This is a genomic window from Clostridium sp. CM037 (assembly GCF_055081095.1).
The window spans coordinates 366139-385736 of sequence record NZ_CM143650.1; the positions used below are offsets into that span (position 1 = coordinate 366139).

Annotated in this window: 12 protein-coding genes, 1 tRNA gene and 3 rRNA genes; 12 read left to right on the forward strand and 4 right to left on the reverse strand. The window is 35.6% G+C overall.

What is annotated here, in order from left to right:
• Positions 1-22: 22 nt before the first annotated feature.
• From ACWJKP_RS01910 to ACWJKP_RS01940, 7 genes are all read left to right on the forward strand, one after another.
• Positions 23-1540 (forward strand): 16S ribosomal RNA (locus ACWJKP_RS01910).
• 291 nt (positions 1541-1831) lie between these two features.
• Positions 1832-4757, forward strand: a 23S ribosomal RNA gene (locus ACWJKP_RS01915).
• Positions 4758-4846: 89 nt separating this feature from the next.
• Positions 4847-4963, forward strand: a 5S ribosomal RNA gene (gene rrf / locus ACWJKP_RS01920).
• The 16S, 23S and 5S rRNA genes sit together here with 1 tRNA gene alongside, the layout of an rRNA operon.
• Before the next feature lie 5 nt (positions 4964-4968).
• Positions 4969-5043 (forward strand) — tRNA-Asn (locus ACWJKP_RS01925).
• A gap of 309 nt (positions 5044-5352) precedes the next feature.
• The gene (gene fusA, locus ACWJKP_RS01930) at positions 5353-7431 is read left to right on the forward strand and encodes an elongation factor G (protein ID WP_165414376.1); all 2079 of its coding nucleotides are present in this window, start codon (positions 5353-5355) and stop codon (positions 7429-7431) included.
• A 282-nt stretch (positions 7432-7713) separates the two neighbouring features.
• Complete coding sequence (locus ACWJKP_RS01935) at positions 7714-7950, forward strand: hypothetical protein (RefSeq protein WP_165414375.1); 237 nt, start codon at positions 7714-7716, stop codon at positions 7948-7950.
• Between the two features lie 306 nt (positions 7951-8256).
• A complete protein-coding gene (locus tag ACWJKP_RS01940; protein WP_165414374.1) occupies positions 8257-10698 on the forward strand; it encodes an ATP-dependent Clp protease ATP-binding subunit in 2442 nt (813 codons plus the stop codon).
• A gap of 286 nt (positions 10699-10984) precedes the next feature.
• Here ACWJKP_RS01940 and ACWJKP_RS01945 read toward each other — a convergent pair whose 3' ends face one another.
• From ACWJKP_RS01945 to ACWJKP_RS01955, 3 genes are read right to left on the reverse strand one after another with little or no spacing between them, the layout of a single operon-like run.
• Positions 10985-11944 carry an ABC transporter substrate-binding protein gene (locus ACWJKP_RS01945; protein WP_165414373.1) on the reverse strand — a complete coding sequence of 320 codons (960 nt, stop codon included), beginning with the start codon at positions 11942-11944 and terminating at the stop codon, positions 10985-10987.
• A gap of 13 nt (positions 11945-11957) precedes the next feature.
• Positions 11958-12713, reverse strand: a complete 756-nt coding sequence (locus tag ACWJKP_RS01950) for an ABC transporter ATP-binding protein (RefSeq protein WP_165414372.1) — start codon at positions 12711-12713, stop codon at positions 11958-11960.
• Positions 12676-13572, reverse strand: coding sequence for an ABC transporter permease (locus ACWJKP_RS01955; protein ID WP_165414371.1), 897 nt, complete (start codon positions 13570-13572; stop codon positions 12676-12678). The genes ACWJKP_RS01950 and ACWJKP_RS01955 overlap by 38 nt, the downstream gene beginning before the upstream one ends.
• A gap of 751 nt (positions 13573-14323) precedes the next feature.
• On the opposite strand from ACWJKP_RS01955, the gene disA reads away from it, so the two are divergent.
• Positions 14324-15388, forward strand: coding sequence for a DNA integrity scanning diadenylate cyclase DisA (gene disA / locus ACWJKP_RS01960; RefSeq protein WP_165414370.1), 1065 nt, complete (start codon positions 14324-14326; stop codon positions 15386-15388).
• 37 nt (positions 15389-15425) lie between these two features.
• Here disA and ACWJKP_RS01965 read toward each other — a convergent pair whose 3' ends face one another.
• Positions 15426-15830 (reverse strand): nucleoside triphosphate pyrophosphohydrolase family protein, encoded by a 405-nt coding sequence (locus ACWJKP_RS01965; RefSeq protein ID WP_165414369.1) that lies wholly within the window; start codon positions 15828-15830, stop codon positions 15426-15428.
• Between the two features lie 146 nt (positions 15831-15976).
• On the opposite strand from ACWJKP_RS01965, the gene ACWJKP_RS01970 reads away from it, so the two are divergent.
• The 4 genes from ACWJKP_RS01970 (at position 15977) to thyX (ending at position 19451) form a co-directional block, all read left to right on the forward strand.
• A complete protein-coding gene (locus tag ACWJKP_RS01970; protein ID WP_165414368.1) occupies positions 15977-16450 on the forward strand; it encodes a CarD family transcriptional regulator in 474 nt (157 codons plus the stop codon).
• A 117-nt stretch (positions 16451-16567) separates the two neighbouring features.
• Positions 16568-17674 (forward strand): PIN/TRAM domain-containing protein, encoded by a 1107-nt coding sequence (locus tag ACWJKP_RS01975; protein ID WP_165414367.1) that lies wholly within the window; start codon positions 16568-16570, stop codon positions 17672-17674.
• Between the two features lie 548 nt (positions 17675-18222).
• Positions 18223-18645: a Mini-ribonuclease 3 gene (locus ACWJKP_RS01980; protein ID WP_165414366.1), complete on the forward strand. Its 423-nt coding sequence runs from the start codon at positions 18223-18225 to the stop codon at positions 18643-18645.
• Positions 18645-19451 carry an FAD-dependent thymidylate synthase gene (gene thyX, locus ACWJKP_RS01985; protein ID WP_165414378.1) on the forward strand — a complete coding sequence of 269 codons (807 nt, stop codon included), beginning with the start codon at positions 18645-18647 and terminating at the stop codon, positions 19449-19451. The genes ACWJKP_RS01980 and thyX overlap by 1 nt, the downstream gene beginning before the upstream one ends.
• Positions 19452-19598: the final 147 nt, after the last annotated feature.

A 19598-nucleotide genomic window follows, 5' to 3' on the forward strand; every position in this document is an offset into this window, starting at 1 on the left:
CAACTAAAAAAGTGTAAACTTTTAAATTGAGAGTTTGATCCTGGCTCAGGACGAACGCTGGCGGCGTGCCTAACACATGCAAGTCGAGCGATGAAACCTTTCGGGGTGGATTAGCGGCGGACGGGTGAGTAACACGTGGGTAACCTGCCTCAAAGAGGGGAATAGCCTCCCGAAAGGGAGATTAATACCGCATAATATGTTTTGGTCGCATGATCGAAACATCAAAGGATTTTTCTTCGGAAAATTCCACTTTGAGATGGACCCGCGGCGCATTAGCTAGTTGGTGAGGTAACGGCTCACCAAGGCGACGATGCGTAGCCGACCTGAGAGGGTGATCGGCCACATTGGAACTGAGACACGGTCCAGACTCCTACGGGAGGCAGCAGTGGGGAATATTGCGCAATGGGGGAAACCCTGACGCAGCAACGCCGCGTGAATGATGAAGGCCTTCGGGTTGTAAAGTTCTGTCTTCTGGGACGATAATGACGGTACCAGAGGAGGAAGCCACGGCTAACTACGTGCCAGCAGCCGCGGTAATACGTAGGTGGCAAGCGTTGTCCGGATTTACTGGGCGTAAAGGATGCGTAGGCGGACATTTAAGTCAGATGTGAAATACCCGAGCTTAACTTGGGTGCTGCATTTGAAACTGGGTGTCTAGAGTGCAGGAGAGGTAAGTGGAATTCCTAGTGTAGCGGTGAAATGCGTAGAGATTAGGAAGAACACCAGTGGCGAAGGCGACTTACTGGACTGTAACTGACGCTGAGGCATGAAAGCGTGGGGAGCAAACAGGATTAGATACCCTGGTAGTCCACGCCGTAAACGATGAATACTAGGTGTCGGGGGTCGAACCTCGGTGCCGCCGTTAACACATTAAGTATTCCGCCTGGGGAGTACGATCGCAAGATTAAAACTCAAAGGAATTGACGGGGGCCCGCACAAGCAGCGGAGCATGTGGTTTAATTCGAAGCAACGCGAAGAACCTTACCTAGACTTGACATCCCCTGCATAACCCAGAGATGGGCGAAGTCCTTCGGGACAGGGTGACAGGTGGTGCATGGTTGTCGTCAGCTCGTGTCGTGAGATGTTGGGTTAAGTCCCGCAACGAGCGCAACCCTTATCATTAGTTGCTACCATTAAGTTGAGCACTCTAGTGAGACTGCCCGGGTTAACCGGGAGGAAGGTGGGGATGACGTCAAATCATCATGCCCCTTATGTCTAGGGCTACACACGTGCTACAATGGTGAGTACAAAGAGATGCAAGACCGCAAGGTGGAGCCAAACTCAAAAACTCATCCCAGTTCGGATTGTAGGCTGCAACTCGCCTACATGAAGCCGGAGTTGCTAGTAATCGCGAATCAGCATGTCGCGGTGAATACGTTCCCGGGCCTTGTACACACCGCCCGTCACACCATGAGAGTTGGTAACACCCGAAGTCCGTGAGGTAACCGTAAGGAGCCAGCGGCCGAAGGTGGGATTGATGATTGGGGTGAAGTCGTAACAAGGTAGCCGTAGGAGAACCTGCGGCTGGATCACCTCCTTTCTAGGGAGTAGATGTATTGACTTCGGTCGATGCAATAGAAGAATATTAATTTGTTCTTCAAAAATATCTATTGTAATTAATCGTACCTAGTTCTCTGTTTAATTTTGAGAGACTAATTTTAGCTAACGCTTAGGGGTTAGCTAATGAATAGTTTTTCTTAAAATGTTCTTTGAAAATTGCACAGTGAAAAAAGTTGTTTTAAAAAATTAAAGCTACGCAAGTAGTTTATAAATTGATTTAATACAATTTCGCAAAATTAATATAACCGTCTATGTAAATAGACAGAATCAAGGTCAAGCTACAAAGGGCGCATGGCGAATGCCTTGGCACTAGGAGCCGAAGAAGGACGCGTTAAGCTGCGATAAGCTTTGGGTAGGCGCAAATAGCCTGTGATCCAAAGATTTCCGAATGGGGGAACCCACATAGTAACAACTATGTACTGCATACTGAATAAATAGGTATGCAGAGGTAGACCCGGGGAACTGAAACATCTAAGTACCCGGAGGAAGAGAAAGAAACATCGATTTCCTAAGTAGCGGCGAGCGAAAGGGAAAGAGCCCAAACCCAGGTCTTTGATCTGGGGGTTGAGGATAGATCATAAATACTGCAATTCCTTAATTGAAGATAGCTGGAAAGCTGCTCCGCAGAAGGTAATAGGCCTGTAAATGAAAAGGAAAAACAGTCAGATCTAATCCAGAGTACCACGAGACACGTGAAACCTTGTGGGAAGCTGGGAGGACCACCTCCCAAGGCTAAATACTACCTAGTGACCGATAGTGAAGAAGTACCGTGAGGGAAAGGTGAAAAGAACCCCGGAAGGGGAGTGAAATAGAACCTGAAACCGTGTGCCTACAACCGGTCGAAGCACTTTATATGTGTGACGGCGTGCTTTTTGTAGAACGAGCCAACGAGTTACGATATGTAGCAAGGTTAAGTACTTAAGGTACGGAGCCGAAGGGAAACCAAGTCTGAATAGGGCGCATAGTTGCATGTCGTAGACCCGAAACCGGGTGACCTATCCATGGCCAGGATGAAGCGGAAGTAAAATTCCGTGGAGGTCCGAACCACGTTGGTGTTGAAAAACCATGGGATGAGCTGTGGATAGCGGAGAAATTCCAATCGAACTCGGAGATAGCTGGTTCTCCTCGAAATAGCTTTAGGGCTAGCGTCGATTAATTGAGTAATGGAGGTAGAGCACTGAATGGGCTAGGGGCTGACAACAGTTACTGAACCCTATCAAACTCCGAATGCCATATACTTTTATTTCGGCAGTCAGACTGCGAATGATAAGATCCGTAGTCAAAAGGGAAACAGCCCAGACCATCAGCTAAGGTCCCAAAGTGTAAGTTAAGTGGAAAAGGATGTGGGATTTCTAAGACAACTAGGATGTTGGCTCAGAAGCAGCCACTCATTTAAAGAGTGCGTAATAGCTCACTAGTCAAGAGATCCTGCGCCGAAGATGTCCGGGGCTAAAACTTACCACCGAAGCTATGGGTGTACACAATTGTGTACGCGGTAGAGGAGCTTTCTGTACTGGCTGAAGTCATACCGTAAGGAGTGGTGGACGGTACAGAAGTGAGAATGTTGGCATGAGTAGCGAGAGTTAAGTGAGAATCTTAACGGTCGAAAACCTAAGGTTTCCTGAGGAAGGCTCGTCCTCTCAGGGTTAGTCGGGACCTAAGCCGAGGCCGAAAGGCGTAGGTGATGGACAATCGGTTGATATTCCGATACCACCAATGGACGTTATTAGAAATGGGATGACGCAGGAGGATAAGATGTGCACACTATTGGATGTGTGTCTAAGCATTTAGGCGGAGCAAGCAGGCAAATCCGTTTGCTCTTAACGCTGAGATGTGATGGGGAAGGGAATTTATTCCTGAAGTATCTGATTCCACGCTGCCAAGAAAAGTCTCTATCGAGGATATTGGTGCCCGTACCGCAAACCGACACAGGTAGGTGAGGAGAGAATCCTAAGACCATCGGAAGAATTGTTGTTAAGGAACTCGGCAAATTGACCCCGTAACTTCGGGAGAAGGGGTGCCTACGTAAGTAGGTCGCAGAGAATAGGCCCAAGCAACTGTTTAGCAAAAACACAGGTCTCTGCTAAAGCGAAAGCTGATGTATAGGGGCTGACGCCTGCCCGGTGCTGGAAGGTTAAGGGGATTACTTAGCGCAAGCGAAGGTATGAACTTAAGCCCCAGTAAACGGCGGCCGTAACTATAACGGTCCTAAGGTAGCGAAATTCCTTGTCGGGTAAGTTCCGACCCGCACGAATGGCGTAATGATTTGGGCACTGTCTCAACAACACATCCGGCGAAATTGTAGTGCAAGTGAAGATGCTTGCTACCCGCGATTGGACGGAAAGACCCCGTAGAGCTTTACTGTAGCTTAGCATTGAATTTCGGTATTGTCTGTACAGGATAGGTGGGAGACTGAGAAACATGGGCGTCAGCCTGTGTGGAGTCATCCTTGGGATACCACCCTGACAGTACTGAGGTTCTAACTGGAGGCCATGAATCTGGTCACAGGACATTGTTAGGTGGGCAGTTTGACTGGGGCGGTCGCCTCCAAAAAAGTAACGGAGGCGCCCAAAGGTTCCCTCAGCGCGGTTGGAAATCGCGCGAAGAGTGCAAAGGCAGAAGGGAGCCTGACTGCGACACTTACAAGTGGAGCAGGGACGAAAGTCGGGCTTAGTGATCCGGTGGTACCTCGTGGGAGGGCCATCGCTCAACGGATAAAAGCTACCTCGGGGATAACAGGCTGATCTCCCCCAAGAGTCCACATCGACGGGGAGGTTTGGCACCTCGATGTCGGCTCGTCGCATCCTGGGGCTGAAGTAGGTCCCAAGGGTTGGGCTGTTCGCCCATTAAAGCGGCACGCGAGCTGGGTTCAGAACGTCGTGAGACAGTTCGGTCCCTATCCGTCGCGGGCGTAGGAAATTTGAAGGGAGCTGTCCTTAGTACGAGAGGACCGGGATGGACAAACCTCTGGTGCACCAGTTGTCACGCCAGTGGCATCGCTGGGTAGCTATGTTTGGAAGGGATAAACGCTGAAAGCATCTAAGCGTGAAGCCCACCCTGAGATGAGATTTCCCATAACTCGCACGTAAGTGCGGTGTTAGTAAGACTCCTGGAAGACCACCAGGTTGATAGGTTAGAGGTGTAAGCATGGTAACATGTTCAGCTGACTAATACTAATAAGTCGAGGGCTTGACCTAAATATATAATTAGAAATAACGCGATACTTCAAGCGTAAGCGAGAAGACTAGTTCACTGTGCAATTTTGAGAGAATATTTATTTTCTCAATCTAGTGATTATGGCATGAAGGTAACACCCGTTCCCATACCGAACACGAAGGTTAAGCTTCAATGCGCCGATGGTACTGCAGGGGTGACCTTGTGGAAGAGTAGGTCGTCGCTAGGTAATGTTCCGCGATAGCTCAACGGTGGAGCACTCGGCTGTTAACCGATAGGTTGAAGGTTCAAATCCTTTTCGCGGAGCCATTTTTATTTAAAGTATACAAAGCTAATTATTAGCTTTTTTTATTTTTTGGAAAATTATAATAAATAATATACAAATTTTTAAAAATAGATATCAGCTTTAGTAATAACTTATATTTAGTTTAAATATATAATTAAGTATCAATAAATTTATTTTATTGATACTTTTATCTTTTTTAGAAAGTAATAATTATAAAAAAATCAAAATAAACTATTCGAAATATTTATAAAATTCAGCTATATACAAAGGCTTTTTATTTAAAGGTAGAATATATGAATATATATCTAACGAAAAGCTAGGAGGTATCGTATATGAAAGAATATATAAGCAAAAATCTAAGAAATATAGGAATTGTTGGACATATTGGTTCAGGAAAAACCACATTAATGGAATCAATATTATATTACACTAAAGCTATAGATAGATTCGGAAAAGTTAATGATGGTACTACAATTAGTGATTACGATATTGAAGAAAAGAAAAGAAAAACGTCTATTTCTACATCAGTGGCTTTAAGTGAATGGGGAAATATAAAATTAAATTTAGTAGATATGCCTGGGTATTTTGATTATGAAGGAGAAATGATTGAGGGGCTAAGAGCTGTAGATATGGCAATGATAACTGTTTGCGGGGTAGCAGGTATAGAAGTTGGAACTGAAAAGGCTTGGGAATATATCAATGACCATAAGCTACCTAGAGCATTTTTTATTAATAAGCTAGATAGGGAAAATAGTAATTTTCAAGTTGCTTTGCAACAGATAAAAGAAAAATTTGGAATATCTGCAGTGCCAATTCAATATCCTATAGGTAGTGAAGAAAATTTTAGCGGCGTAATAAATGTGATATCTAGAAGGGCTCAAATATTTAATTATAAAACACATGGAATGGAAGATAGTGATATTCCAGAAGAATTAATAGATAAAGTGGATGAGTGTAAACAGATGGTTATGGAAGCAGTTGCTGAAACAGATGAAGTCCTATTAGAAAAATATTTCAATGAGGGGTCTATAAGTGAAAAAGAAATATATCAAGGCCTTATAAAAGGAGCTTCTATGGGAGAAATTACACCTATAATGTGTGGATCTGCTTTACTTGGTATAGGAATGAATACATTGCTAGAAGATATGGTTGAATGCTTCCCTTCTCCAATTGAAACAACTATGTACATTGCAAAAGATATGAAAAACAATAAATATATGCAAGTCAAAATTGATGATATGGGTCCATTCTCAGCATTAGTATTTAAAACTATTGCAGATCCTTTTGTAGGTAAATTATCTATGTTCCGTGTTATTACTGGAAAAGCTAAAAGTGACACAATAGTATATAATACCAATAAAAATAAAGAAGAAAAAATAGGTGCTATGTATTTTTTAAAAGGAAAACAACAATTTCAAACTCGAGAAATTGAGGCAGGGGATATAGGTGCAGTTGCAAAACTTCAATGCACGACTACTGGAGATACTCTCTGTGATAGAGCGAAACTAATAATGTTTGATACTATGGAGTTCCCACAACCAGTTTTTTCAAGAGCTATTGTAACTAAAGCTAAAGGTGATGAAGATAAAATATCTAATGGATTAACAAAACTGTTAGAAGAAGATCCTACATTCTCAATATCTCGGAGCACAGAAAATGCACAAACTATAATTTCAGGATTAGGATCTACCCACTTGCAGGTTATAGTTAGTAAATTGAAAAATAAATTTGGAGTTGAAGTATCATTAGAAATTCCAAAGATTGCTTATAGAGAAACAATTAAAAAAATTTCTGATGTCCAAGGAAAACATAAAAAGCAATCTGGAGGACATGGCCAGTATGGTGATGTAAAGATTAAATTTGAGCCTAGAATAGACGGTGCAGACGATTTAGAATTTGTTGATGCAGTGGTTGGTGGAACAGTTCCAAGGCAGTATATACCTGCTGTTGAAAAAGGGTTAAGGGAATGCATTAGGCATGGTGTACTTGGAGGATTCCCAGTTATAAGGCTTAAAACAACGTTACATGATGGTTCGTATCATGCTGTAGATTCTTCTGAGATGGCATTTAAAATGGCAGCGTCGTTAGCTTACAAGAAGGGCCTTAAGGAATCTGATCCTGTTTTATTAGAACCAATTATGCATGTGGAGGTCACATGTCCAGAGGACTATATGGGCGACATTATTACGGATATAGGCAAGAAAAGAGGTAGAATCTTGGGGATGGAGTCTGTTGAAAGAGGTCAGAAAGTCATAGGAGAAGTACCTCAATCAGAATTATTTGATTATGCAACAGATTTACGATCAATTACTGGTGCTAGGGCAAATTTTAGAGTCAAGTTTGAAAGATATGAAGAAGTGCCTCAGGATGGAATTGATAAAATAATCGAAGCTAGCAAGAACCTGGAATAGAAATAAAATAAAGAAATAAAACCATAGGTAGCTACGGTTTTATTTCTTTGTTTTAACGATATTTCAAAAGGAAAGTCTTCCACCTCATGTAAGTGGGAGTATAAATCTCCTTCTGAAGTCGTTAATACAGCTCACCAGTAGATGATTTAATGACATTTCAGAATGATTTAATTATGAATTTTTAGGTATAGAAAAAGAATAAAAGTAAATTATAATAAATGCGCATATTTTGCTCAAAATTACAAAACCTAATGTGAAATATAGTAAAGAGGGGAGAATTAAATGTCTGAATATAAATTAGACATTCCTGGAGAAATTAACTTAAGTGATTACAGTAGCATTCATGATTATATGGGGATAATAGAGCGAAATGATAAGTTCACTATTATTTCAAAAATGAAAAATGCTGATGAAATGAAAATATTATGTGAAATGTTGGAAAATAATTCCTTTACCATTGTAACACAAGGAGATAAAGAAAATGGCAAGTATTATATCACATCGCAAAAGGGAAGGTAAAGAGGAAATTAAGAGCAATGAGTAATTATGTAAGTGAGCTATTTGCATAATATATTTAAGAGGGCCATCACTATTAATGTTTGAATATTTTTAAAAAACAAATTAGGAAATAAAACTTTCCGAAATTTGTTTTTTGATTTTATAGGAGTTATTAAATAGAGTACGGTGTTATTTATGCTTATTTTTTATTCTTATAGATAGTAAAGTATGAAACTCACTTCAATATTGGTATTTTTAGGATAAAATTGGTGCAATTGGTCATAATTAAAGGAAGAAGTAAATCCATTGCAAGTGAGGTGTTTTAACATGATGTTCAATAAATTTACAGAAAGATCACAAAAAATTTTAGTATATGCTGAGGAGGAGGCAAAGCAATTAAAGCATGGTTATGTAGGGACAGAGCATATATTGCTAGGGATTCTAAAGGATGAAGATGGAGTATGTAAAAAATCATTGGATGATATGAAAATTTCGTCTGAGGGGGTAAAGAAATTAGTAATGGAGTATGAGGGAGAAGGAGACATAGAAATGCGGAGTAGCGAGATACCTCTAACTCCAAGAACAAAAAGGCTACTAGAACTAAGTCTTTTGGAAGCGAGAAATTTGAATCATAATTATATTAGTCCAGAGCATATTTTGTTAGCATTGATTAGAGAAGAAGAAGGTGTTGCATATACAATTTTGGCTAATTTAGGAGCGGACTTTAATAAACTTAGAAATGGTATACTAAATAATTGGTGTTCTGAGGATACTCCAAAAGGTAGTTTATCAAAAGAAAAGCAAAAACAGGGTACTCCAAACTTAGAACGTTTTGGTAAAGACTTAACTGAGATGGCAAGACAAGGTAAACTTGATCCTGTTATAGGTAGAGGTAATGAAACTCAAAGACTTTTAGAAATTTTATGCAGAAGAATGAAGAATAATCCATGCCTTATAGGAGAACCAGGCGTAGGTAAAACAGCTATAGCAGAGGGACTAGCACAAAGAATAGCTTCCGGTAGCATTCCTGAAATTTTAAAAGACAAAAGGGTTATAACTTTGGATATATCCTCAATGGTGGCAGGTTCTAAATACAGGGGAGAGTTTGAGGAAAGGCTTAAAAAGGTTATGCAAGAGATAGTCGTCGCAGGAAATGTTATTATATTTATAGATGAAATTCATACCATCATTGGAGCAGGAGGAGCTGAAGGGGCCATTGATGCATCTAATATATTAAAACCAGCCCTCGCTCGAGGAGAACTTCAATGCATAGGTGCAACAACTATAGATGAATATAGAAGGCATTTTGAAAAAGATGCAGCACTCGAGAGAAGATTTCAACCTATAATTGTAGGAGAACCAAGCGAAAATGAAGCTGTTGAAATATTAAAAGGATTAAGAGATAAGTATGAAGCGCATCATAGAGTAAAGATTACGGATAGTGCAATAGAAGCAGCTGTTAGCTTATCACATAGATATATATCTGATAGATACTTACCTGATAAAGCAATAGATCTTATAGACGAAGCTGGTGCAAAAGTAAGAATTCAAAATTTAACTACTCCAGCAAATCTGAAAAATTTAGAAGAAAAAATAGATGGAATTTGTAAAGAGAAAGCTGATGCTATATCAGTGCAGGACTTTGAAAAAGCAGCTAAGATTAGGGATATCGAAAAACAATTAAAGGATAAATTATATAATTCAAAAAATAATTGGAAAACTCAAAATCAAGCGGATGAGCTAATAGTTACAGAGCTTGAAATTGCTAATGTGGTATCAAGATCGATTAATATACCTATAGAAAAATTGACTGAAAAAGAATCGGAAAGACTACTAAAGTTAGAAGAGGTACTCCACACGAGGGTAATAGGACAGGGTGAGGCAGTGAAATCTATTTCAAGAGCTGTAAGACGTGCAAGGGTAGGGTTAAAGGATCCAAAGAGACCTATAGGATCTTTTATATTTTTAGGTCCCACTGGGGTAGGGAAAACAGAATTGTCTAAAGCTTTAGCAGATGCAATGTTTGGTGATGAAAATAACATGATAAGAATAGATATGTCAGAATATATGGATAAGCACACTGTTTCAAGGCTTATGGGTTCACCCCCCGGATATGTAGGTTTTGATGAGGGGGGGCAATTAACGGAAAAGGTGAGGAGAAACCCTTATTCAGTTATACTTTTTGATGAAATTGAAAAAGCTCATCCAGACGTAGTTAATATTTTGTTACAGATATTAGAGGATGGAAGGTTAACAGATGGAAAAGGAAAAACAGTAGATTTTAAAAATACAGTAATTATAATGACATCAAATGTAGGCGCGTCTAGTATAAAAAAACAGAGGTCTCTAGGTTTCAATATAAAGGATAATGAAGCGAGCTCTAAATATGAAAAGATGAAAGAAAATATAATGGAAGAGCTAAAACATTCATTTAGACCTGAATTTTTAAATAGAATAGATGATATTATCGTATTTCATTCGCTAGAACATGAAGATTTATATAAAATAGTAGGATTAATGCTTAAGGTAGTAAAAGAGCGTCTTAAAGATTTGGAGATTAACATTACTTTTGATGAGGAAACTAAAAAGCATTTAGCTAAGGCGGGACTTAATAGTAATTATGGAGCTAGACCACTAAGGCGAGAAATAACTAATACTGTGGAAGATGAGCTTTCTGAAGAAATACTTAAGGGTAATATTAATAAAGGTGATAATGTAAGTGTTCTTATGAAAAATAGTAAATTAATTTTTAAGACTTTACATATTTAATGTTGTTTATGAGTAGAGTAGGACATGTTTAAAAAACATAATTTTTTTCTTGAGCTTTCAGTTTATAACTAAACTTACAAATAAATAAAACTAAGGAAAACTGCGCACAAGAGGTATACGGTTTTTCTTAGTTTTATTCAGGATATGCAATTATATTGTGTTATACACAACATGTGAATCAGTTGTATCGCTAACTATTGGATTATGGTAATGTAATTCTACAATTTAAATAATAAAAGATTTTTCATAAACAACATAGGCACATTAATATTTTATATTAAAATGCTTATTTATTATCTATATATCTAACATTTTTAATTTCTGGCATAGATATATTCAATGATTTTAATGTATCTTTATTTATATACACTTCTGTTTCTTCAGAGATTTTAATTGGCATATTAGATATATCATTACCCTTTAGTACATCAACTGCCATGTTACCTGCTTCATATCCTAACTTATAATAATCTATTCCTACAGTAGCTAATGCTCCAGATTCTACTGAGCCTTTTTCCGATGCTATAACAGGTATTTTTGCCTCCAATGTATTTTTTACTATTATTGGCATGGATGACACTATTAACTGATCAGTTGGTACATATAAAACGTCTATTTTCGTAAGTAAGCTACTTATGGCACTATTAACTTCATTAGTGCTTGTTACTCCGGAAGTAACAATTTCATAACCTTTAGCTGCTTTTTTTAGCTCATTTACCTGTACTTGTGAATTTACTTCACTTGTATTATATAAAATTCCTATTCTTTTAGCATTGGGCATCAATTCCTTTATTAACTCCAATTGTTTTTTCACTGGTAAATAATCTGAAGTCCCAGAAACATTAGTTTCTGGCTTATCTAAAGACTTTATTATTCCAGCTTGCACAGGATCAGTAACGGCCGTAATTATTATTGGAATTTTTTTTGTAGCATTATATGACCCCTGTGCTGAAGGGGTAGCTATTGCATAAATTAAATCCTTCTTTCCAGATGCAAACTTTTTGCCGATAGTTTGGGTCGTAGTTATATCTCCTTGGGCATTTTGATAATCAATATCTATATTGTCTCCCTCCTTATAACCATTATTCTCTAGTGCTTTTATAAATCCTTCTCTACTTTGATCTAGTGCAACATACTCTACTATTTGACTTATACCTATTTTTATAACTTTCTTCTTTTCATTCGTTTTTGTACATCCGGTTAATATGCATGTAATTATTAGTGTAGTAGCTAACATTTTTTTCACAATAATACCTCCTTTATACCGCGTATTCAAATTTTTTCAATATACTTTCTATTGTTAATTTTTTCTTTTCGGATTCATTTAAATCTAAAATAACTTCACCTTTATGTAGCATTATTAGTCTATTACCATACTGAAGTGCATCCTTTAAATTATGAGTTATCATTAATGTAGTAATATTTTTTTCTTTTACAATCTTTTGAGTTAACTCCATTATCTCATTAGATGTCTTTGGGTCTAATGCTGCAGTATGTTCATCTAACAACAGTAACTTAGGAGCAGATAGGCTTGCCATTATCAATGATAGAGCTTGTCTTTGTCCCCCTGATAAATAATTTACATTCACATCTAAAAGCTTCTTTAGATCTAATGATATTCCATTTAAAAGAGCTTCCAGTTCTTTAGTTTTATACCTAAGGCAATATTTAAAATTAATTAATTTACCCTTGTTTAAAGCCAGAGATAAATTTTCTCTAACAGTCATGGATGGACATGTTCCTAAGGATGGGTTTTGAAAAACCCTGCTTACAATTCTTGTTACTTTATGTTCAGGCATTTTAGTTAAATCATTTCCTTCAAGAAAAATATTACCTGAGGTTTCTTTAACTAATCCAGAAATTATATTTAATAATGTGGACTTACCTGTTCCATTACTACCAATTATGCTTATAAAATCCCCTTCGTTAATGTCTAAATTGATGTCCTTAAATAACACATTTTCACCTAAATAAGAATTATAAAAAATTTTTGATAAATCTTGTATTTTTAACATTTAATAAACACCTCCGTATAGATTTGTTACTGTCACTATTACTTCTACCACCAACTGTTATAAATAAAATTATTACAAAAGATGTGACCATTTTTAAATCCACAGGAGTAAGTCCAAAATTCATAGCTAAATATATGGTAATTTGGTAGATTAGAGTGCCTATAATTACACTACTTGTCTGTTTTATAAACTTTCCGTTTTTAATAATAGATGTTCCAATGATTATAGAAGCTATACCTAAAATTAATGTGCCTATGCCCATAGATATATCCGAAAATCCTTGATATTGAGCCATCATACTTCCGGAAAAAGCTATAAGTCCATTAGATATCATAAGTCCTAATATTTTTATTTTACCTATTTCTACGCCTAAAGATTTAATCATTTGTGGGTTATCGCCCACACCTTTCAATGCATATCCTAATCCTGTTTTTAAAAACATATCGATAGCAACTTTAAATATTACAACTAAGATTAAAGCTACAATTAAAGGGTTGAAATCATAAAAAATATTTTCATCATTAAAGAGGGCAATGTTTGCCTTTCCCATAATCCGTAGGTTTAGAGAATATAAAATTCCCATTACTAGAATGCCTGAAAGTAAGTTTGATATTTTAAATTTAACATGGAGTATTCCCGTTAATAACCCCGATATACACCCAGAAGCTAGCGCAAGCACTGAGCCTAAAATAGGAGAAATTCCACTTTTTAAGGTTACAGCTATTATTGCTGCCCCTAAGGAAAAACTTCCATCAGCAGATAAGTCCGGAAAGTCCAAAATTTTATAGCTTATATACACCCCCAATACCATGATTGATAAAATTAAGCTTTGTACTAATATTCCTGTTGCGACTTCCATCAAAATCCTCCTTTGTAAAATTAAGAAAAGATATTTAAAATACAAAAAAAAGCCACATAGAATATCTATGTGACTTTTTTCATATAACTTATGAAAAACTTATAATCATAGTCAACATAGGTACAAATCATTTGATGCAAGCATCAATGGACCTGTACCTATGTTTAATTTTTAGGTACAAATCCTATGTAAATTGGCGACTAAAGACAAATTGTATTTTTTGATTTAATAAGTTTTTCATAATTAATCTCTCCTTAAAAAAATATTATATTTATAATACCATTCTTATCTTTAATAATCAAGAATATCTTTTCGTTAAAACTATTTTATTATTTCGGTTTTATAGGGTGTACAACCTTATGCAAATATAAATAATATAATTTAATTTATTTGTAAGAATTTATTTAATCTTGTATAATATTATAATGAGACAAGAAGGCCTACTCAAATATTAAATGCTTCTAGTTTTTTTATTTAAGAGACTAGTTTAGAAAAAAATAAAGGGTTACTTTTTATAATTGTGATATTTATGTTAATGTAGTAGGGCGACTAAATTTAGATGGGACTTCTGGAGATTTAGGGCTTGGTATTGTCTGGCGTGAAAAGTAAAGAAATAAAGCTCGACAAAACAATTATTGTATAAGTGCGAAAAGAAAATTAATGCTAAGGATATTAATATTATAGGGACGGCTTCATTAAAAGATATTATAAGATTTTTTAATGGCACTATTTATTAAGTAGGGAGAAAAAGATGAGAGAAGAAAAAAGCAAGGAACTTATGAATATATTAAAAAGAATGGCCCCTGGAACGACGCTTAGGGAAGGACTTGAAAATATCTTAAGAGCTAAAACGGGAGGGCTTATTGTTTTAGGAGACAGTAAGGAAATATTAGACATCGTAGATGGCGGATTTCGAATAAATGCGGACTATAGCCCTGCTTATGTATATGAACTAGCAAAGATGGATGGAGCCATAGTAATAAGCAGTGATTTGAAAAAAATATTATATGCTAATACTCAGCTCATGCCAAGCCCTACAATACCCACTTTTGAAACAGGGACAAGGCATAGGACAGCTCAAAGAATAGCTAAGCAGACTGGGTATGCTGTTGTTGCAATATCACAAAGAAGAACCATCATAACTGTATACAAAGATGATATAAAATATGTTTTAAGAGATAGTAGTATTATTTTAGCAAAGGCAAATCAAGCTATTCAGACATTAGAAAAGTATGTTTCAGTTCTTGAGCGAGTAGTAAGCAATCTAAATCTTTTAGAATTTCAAGATTTAGCAACCTTGTTTGATGTAATATCAGCAATACAAAGAACAGAAATGGTTATGAGGATAGTTGGTGAAATTGAAAGGCATATATGTGAACTAGGGAATGAGGGTAGACTAATTTCAATGCAACTAAATGAGTTAATTAGAAGTGTTGAGGAGGATGGGATACTCTTAATAAGGGATTATTGTCAAAGTGGTATGAATTACACGCAAATATATAGCCAAATAGAAAATATGAGTTCTGAAGAACTCATGGATTTAGATTTTATTTCTAGGATTATTGGATATATAGGTGTTCCGTTAGTAGATACTCTAATTTCTCCAAGAGGATATAGAATGCTTGGTAAGATACCTAGAATACCTGTAAATGTTATAGAAAATTTAGTTAAGCACTTTAGAGAATTAAAAACTACAATGGAAGCTTCTTATCAACAACTTGATAGCGTAGAAGGTATTGGGGAAGCAAGGGCTAAAGCTATTAAAAATGGGTTAAGAAGGTTAAAAGAGCAATTTATGTTAGATAAGCAAATATAGCATAAAATAAGTTTTAACTTATTTTATGCTATATTTACTAACGCATAGTATATTTACCTAAGGTACTAATTTTGTTATACTCTTTTAAAAGAATATCATATAAGTTTAAGTCTACAAGATTACATAAAGAAGCAATATAAAAAAGGTTGTTTCCTAATTCTTTTTCTAAGACTTCTCTACAGTTTTCACAAAGATTACCTAGCATGTGGGTATCAAGTGAAGCACTAAGAGTATCCAAATCTAAATCATCTATATTAGCAGGAGTGTATTGCTTCTTTGCTTCCACGCCAATACAGCCACAATTGGTAACAGACTTTGCAACAGCTCTGTTAACTCTAGCCTGAGACTCTTGAAGTTTGGTAATTATATCCAAAATACTTTTATGTCTTAATAGAGACTCATCCACAGAGTTTTGAAAATTATCAAAAATACAATCTTTCATTAAGTTCAACTCCTTTTAATCATTTAAGTAGCTATACTATCTTTATTATAGGATTTACATTGCGTTTTTGTCAATAAATTAAGTACGCATTTAACCTTATGAATATATAATAAAGCAACAGGAGTTTTATTAATAGGGGGCGTGTTATGTTAAATATTGGCCAAAAAATATTTGTAGCATATTATGGTGCTGGGTATGTACAGAATATAAACAGTGAAGAATTGTATAATATAAAATGTAAATATATAAATATATATCTTTTATTAGATAATATGAATTTTATGATTCCAATAGATAAAATAGAGAAACATAAAATAAGAAACATTTCAAATAAAGTAGAATTAGAAACAATTTTAAATACAATATCAAATGGGTCCAATTGTATAGAGAGTAATTGGAATAATAGATATAGATGTAACAAGAAAAAAATCCAAAGTGGTAATGCTCTAAAAATGTGTGAGGTACTTAGGGATTTATATTATTTAAAGAAGAAAGATATGCTTCCACCGGGTGAGTTAAAGATTCTAGAAAGGGTTGAAGGGATGGTAGCCAGTGAAATAATGTTAGTGTTTGAACTTAATATGGAACAAGCGTTAAACAAAATAAGGGATTTGGTTTAACAAATTGTTAATTCTAGGGTGCATTTTATTGAAATGCACAACTTTATAGTATATATTAGATAATAACAGGATATAAATCCAAATAAGTGTTAATAATCTAGAAGGAGGTGAAATTTTTTGTTAAAAAAAATTTTGAGAGGACTTTTTACAATCATAGGACTAATTTTAGGGTACTTAATAGGAGATATGCTTCTAAGCACAAGCTATTTAGGTGGGCTTAATTATTTTAAAAATGGTGCAATTCAAGGAATAATATTCATTATTTTTTCTACTTTAATTTTTGGAGTTATTTTATTTCTAATATCTCCTATAATCGTATCTTTTATAATGAAGTTTATGGATCATGTGGAGAAAAGCACACAAAAAATGCCGACTTCTCAAATTATTTTTGGTACAGGAGGGGCAATAATAGGGCTTGTAATAGCATCTTTGTTTGCGGGATTATTTAAATACCAATCTCTTATATGGAATATTATTGCTGTTATTTTTACTGTTATAATGGCAGCTTTAGGAGCAGATATTTGCGCTAGAAAAAGAGATGAAATATTATCCTTCTTTACAAGCATTAAAAGGAAAGATGGATTCAAAGATAAGAAAATCAAAGGATTTACTAATGAAAATCCTAAGGTGCTAGATACATCAGTAATAATTGATGGTAGAATATTTGATATTTGTCAAACGGGTTTTGTTGAAGGGCCACTAGTAATACCAACTTTTGTATTGGAGGAGCTTAGGCATATAGCTGATTCATCAGATGGGCTTAAAAGGAATAGAGGCAGAAGAGGATTAGATATACTAAACAAAATTCAAAAGGAATTAAATATAGAAGTTGAAATTTGGGAGAAAGACTTTCCCAATATTGCAGAAGTAGATAGCAAACTTCTTAAGTTAGCTCAAGTTTTGAATGGTAAAGTAATTACTAACGATTTTAATCTTAACAAGGTAGCTGAATTCCAAGGAGTTCCAGTTTTAAATATTAATGAACTTGCAAATGCAGTAAAGCCAGTAGTTCTACCAGGGGAAGAAATGAAAATTCAAGTGATGAAAGATGGAAAAGAATCGGGCCAAGGGATAGCTTATTTAGATGATGGCACAATGATTGTTGTTGAAGGTGGAAGACGATATATTGGTGAAAATATAGTTGTTATTGTAACATCAGTACTTCAGACGGCAGCGGGTAGAATGATTTTTGCTAAAAATAAGGATTCTTTGGTAAAAAGTTAGTCATATTGTGTGAGTAATTTTTTTATGAGTAGAAACGGTGCTATTGTACTTATTCATGATGGGTCTAGAACATTTATAAACTAATATGTTATAAGCCATTAATGACAACTTAGATGATGGTTTTACTATTGACAGTAGCATATTTAATGTGTATATTGATTAATAACTATAAAAAATATTAAATCTAGATTAAATAGTAGGTTGAGAGACTTTCAAAGTTTTTAACCCGTTTCGGAGCTGTAGCAAAACTACCGGTAGCATAACCGTTAAAAAATGAGTACAAATTTAGGTGGTACCGTGATAAAGCTCGCCCTAAAACAGGGTGAGCTTTATTATTTTTTTGATGTTTTTTATTTTAAATGTGTATCATGTAAATAATAAATTCAAGGATAAAAGATATAAGCGGTAAAGATGGGCAGGACCTTAGTAAGTACATTGATATAGAAATACCTATAACGATAAAAAGTAGTAGCCGTGTTATAAGTCACCATACAATGGCTACTACCTTTTATCATAGAAATGTCTAATAATTAAAAAGGAGAATAAGCATGGAATTTAATATGCTAAAGGGTAAATTTACAGTAGAACAAGTTAAACAGATAAATCCACTAGTGCTTGCATTAGTTGGAGATGCAGTTTATGAGGTATTTATTAGAACCTATCTTGTGGAAGAAAATAGAAATATGAATGTTCATAAAATTCATATTAAAACAGTTGAACATGTAAAAGCGCATGCGCAAAGTGAGTATATGAAATTCTTTATAGAAAATTTAAATGAAGAAGAGCTCAGTATATTTAAGAGAGCTAGAAACTCTAAAAGTGGCACAACACCTAAAAATGGAGATTTAAATGAATATAAATGGGCTACGGGGTTTGAAGCTTTAGTGGGTTTTCTATATTTAAGTGAAAAGAATGAAAGACTAAACTATATTTTCGAGAAGATTATAAACCACGATTTGGGGGCTGAGTAATTGTGCTTAAGGTTAAATTAATAGAACATACGCCTAATCCAGAAAAAATTATAGCGGCGGCAGCTAAACTTTGTTATAGTCAAGTTGGGGTTGATGAAATACTAGAAGATTTGAATGAACAAAAAACACAAAAGTTGTTAGATATGTTAATGACTTATGGCCATCATTCGCCAATAGAACATGTGAGCTTTACTTTTGCAATTGAGGGCATATCTAGAAGTTTGACACATCAATTAGTGAGACATAGGGTGGCATCATATTCTCAACAGAGTCAGAGATATGTAAAGCTTGAACAATTTGAATATATAATTCCTCCCAATATTGAAAGAGATGAAGAAGCAAAAATAATATTCATAGAATCTATGAAGCGCATTCAAGAGGAGTATAATCAGTTAGTAGAGATATTGTGTAGAAATGAATTGGCTAATCTTTTAAAAGAATATTTAAAGAATGAAAAATTAATAAATACTGAAGAAATTGAGAAAAAACAATATACGATTCTTAAGGGCAAAGCTGAGAAAAAGGCTATCGAAGATGCGAGATATGTATTTCCAAATGCTTGTGAAACTAAAATGATAGTTACTATGAATGCTAGAGAATTAATTCATTTCTTTAATCAGAGATGTTGCACTAGAGCTCAATGGGAAATACGTCAAATGGCAAAAACAATGCTGATGCAAGCGAGGATTGTAGCACCTGTACTTTTTAAATATGCAGGGCCAAGTTGTGTTAGTGGACCATGCCCTGAAGGCGGTATGAGTTGTGGAAAAATGCTGGAAATAAGAAAAGAATATGAAGTTAAATAGATAAAGAGAGAGGTATTTGAAATGAGCGATAATAAAAAATATCAAGGAAATAGTGGGTTTGGAAGTAGTAGGGAAGAGAAAACTGGAACAGGGTATAAAAGGGTTAGGACGAGCGAAAAAGGTGCGAAAGAAAGTAGAGGGTTTTCA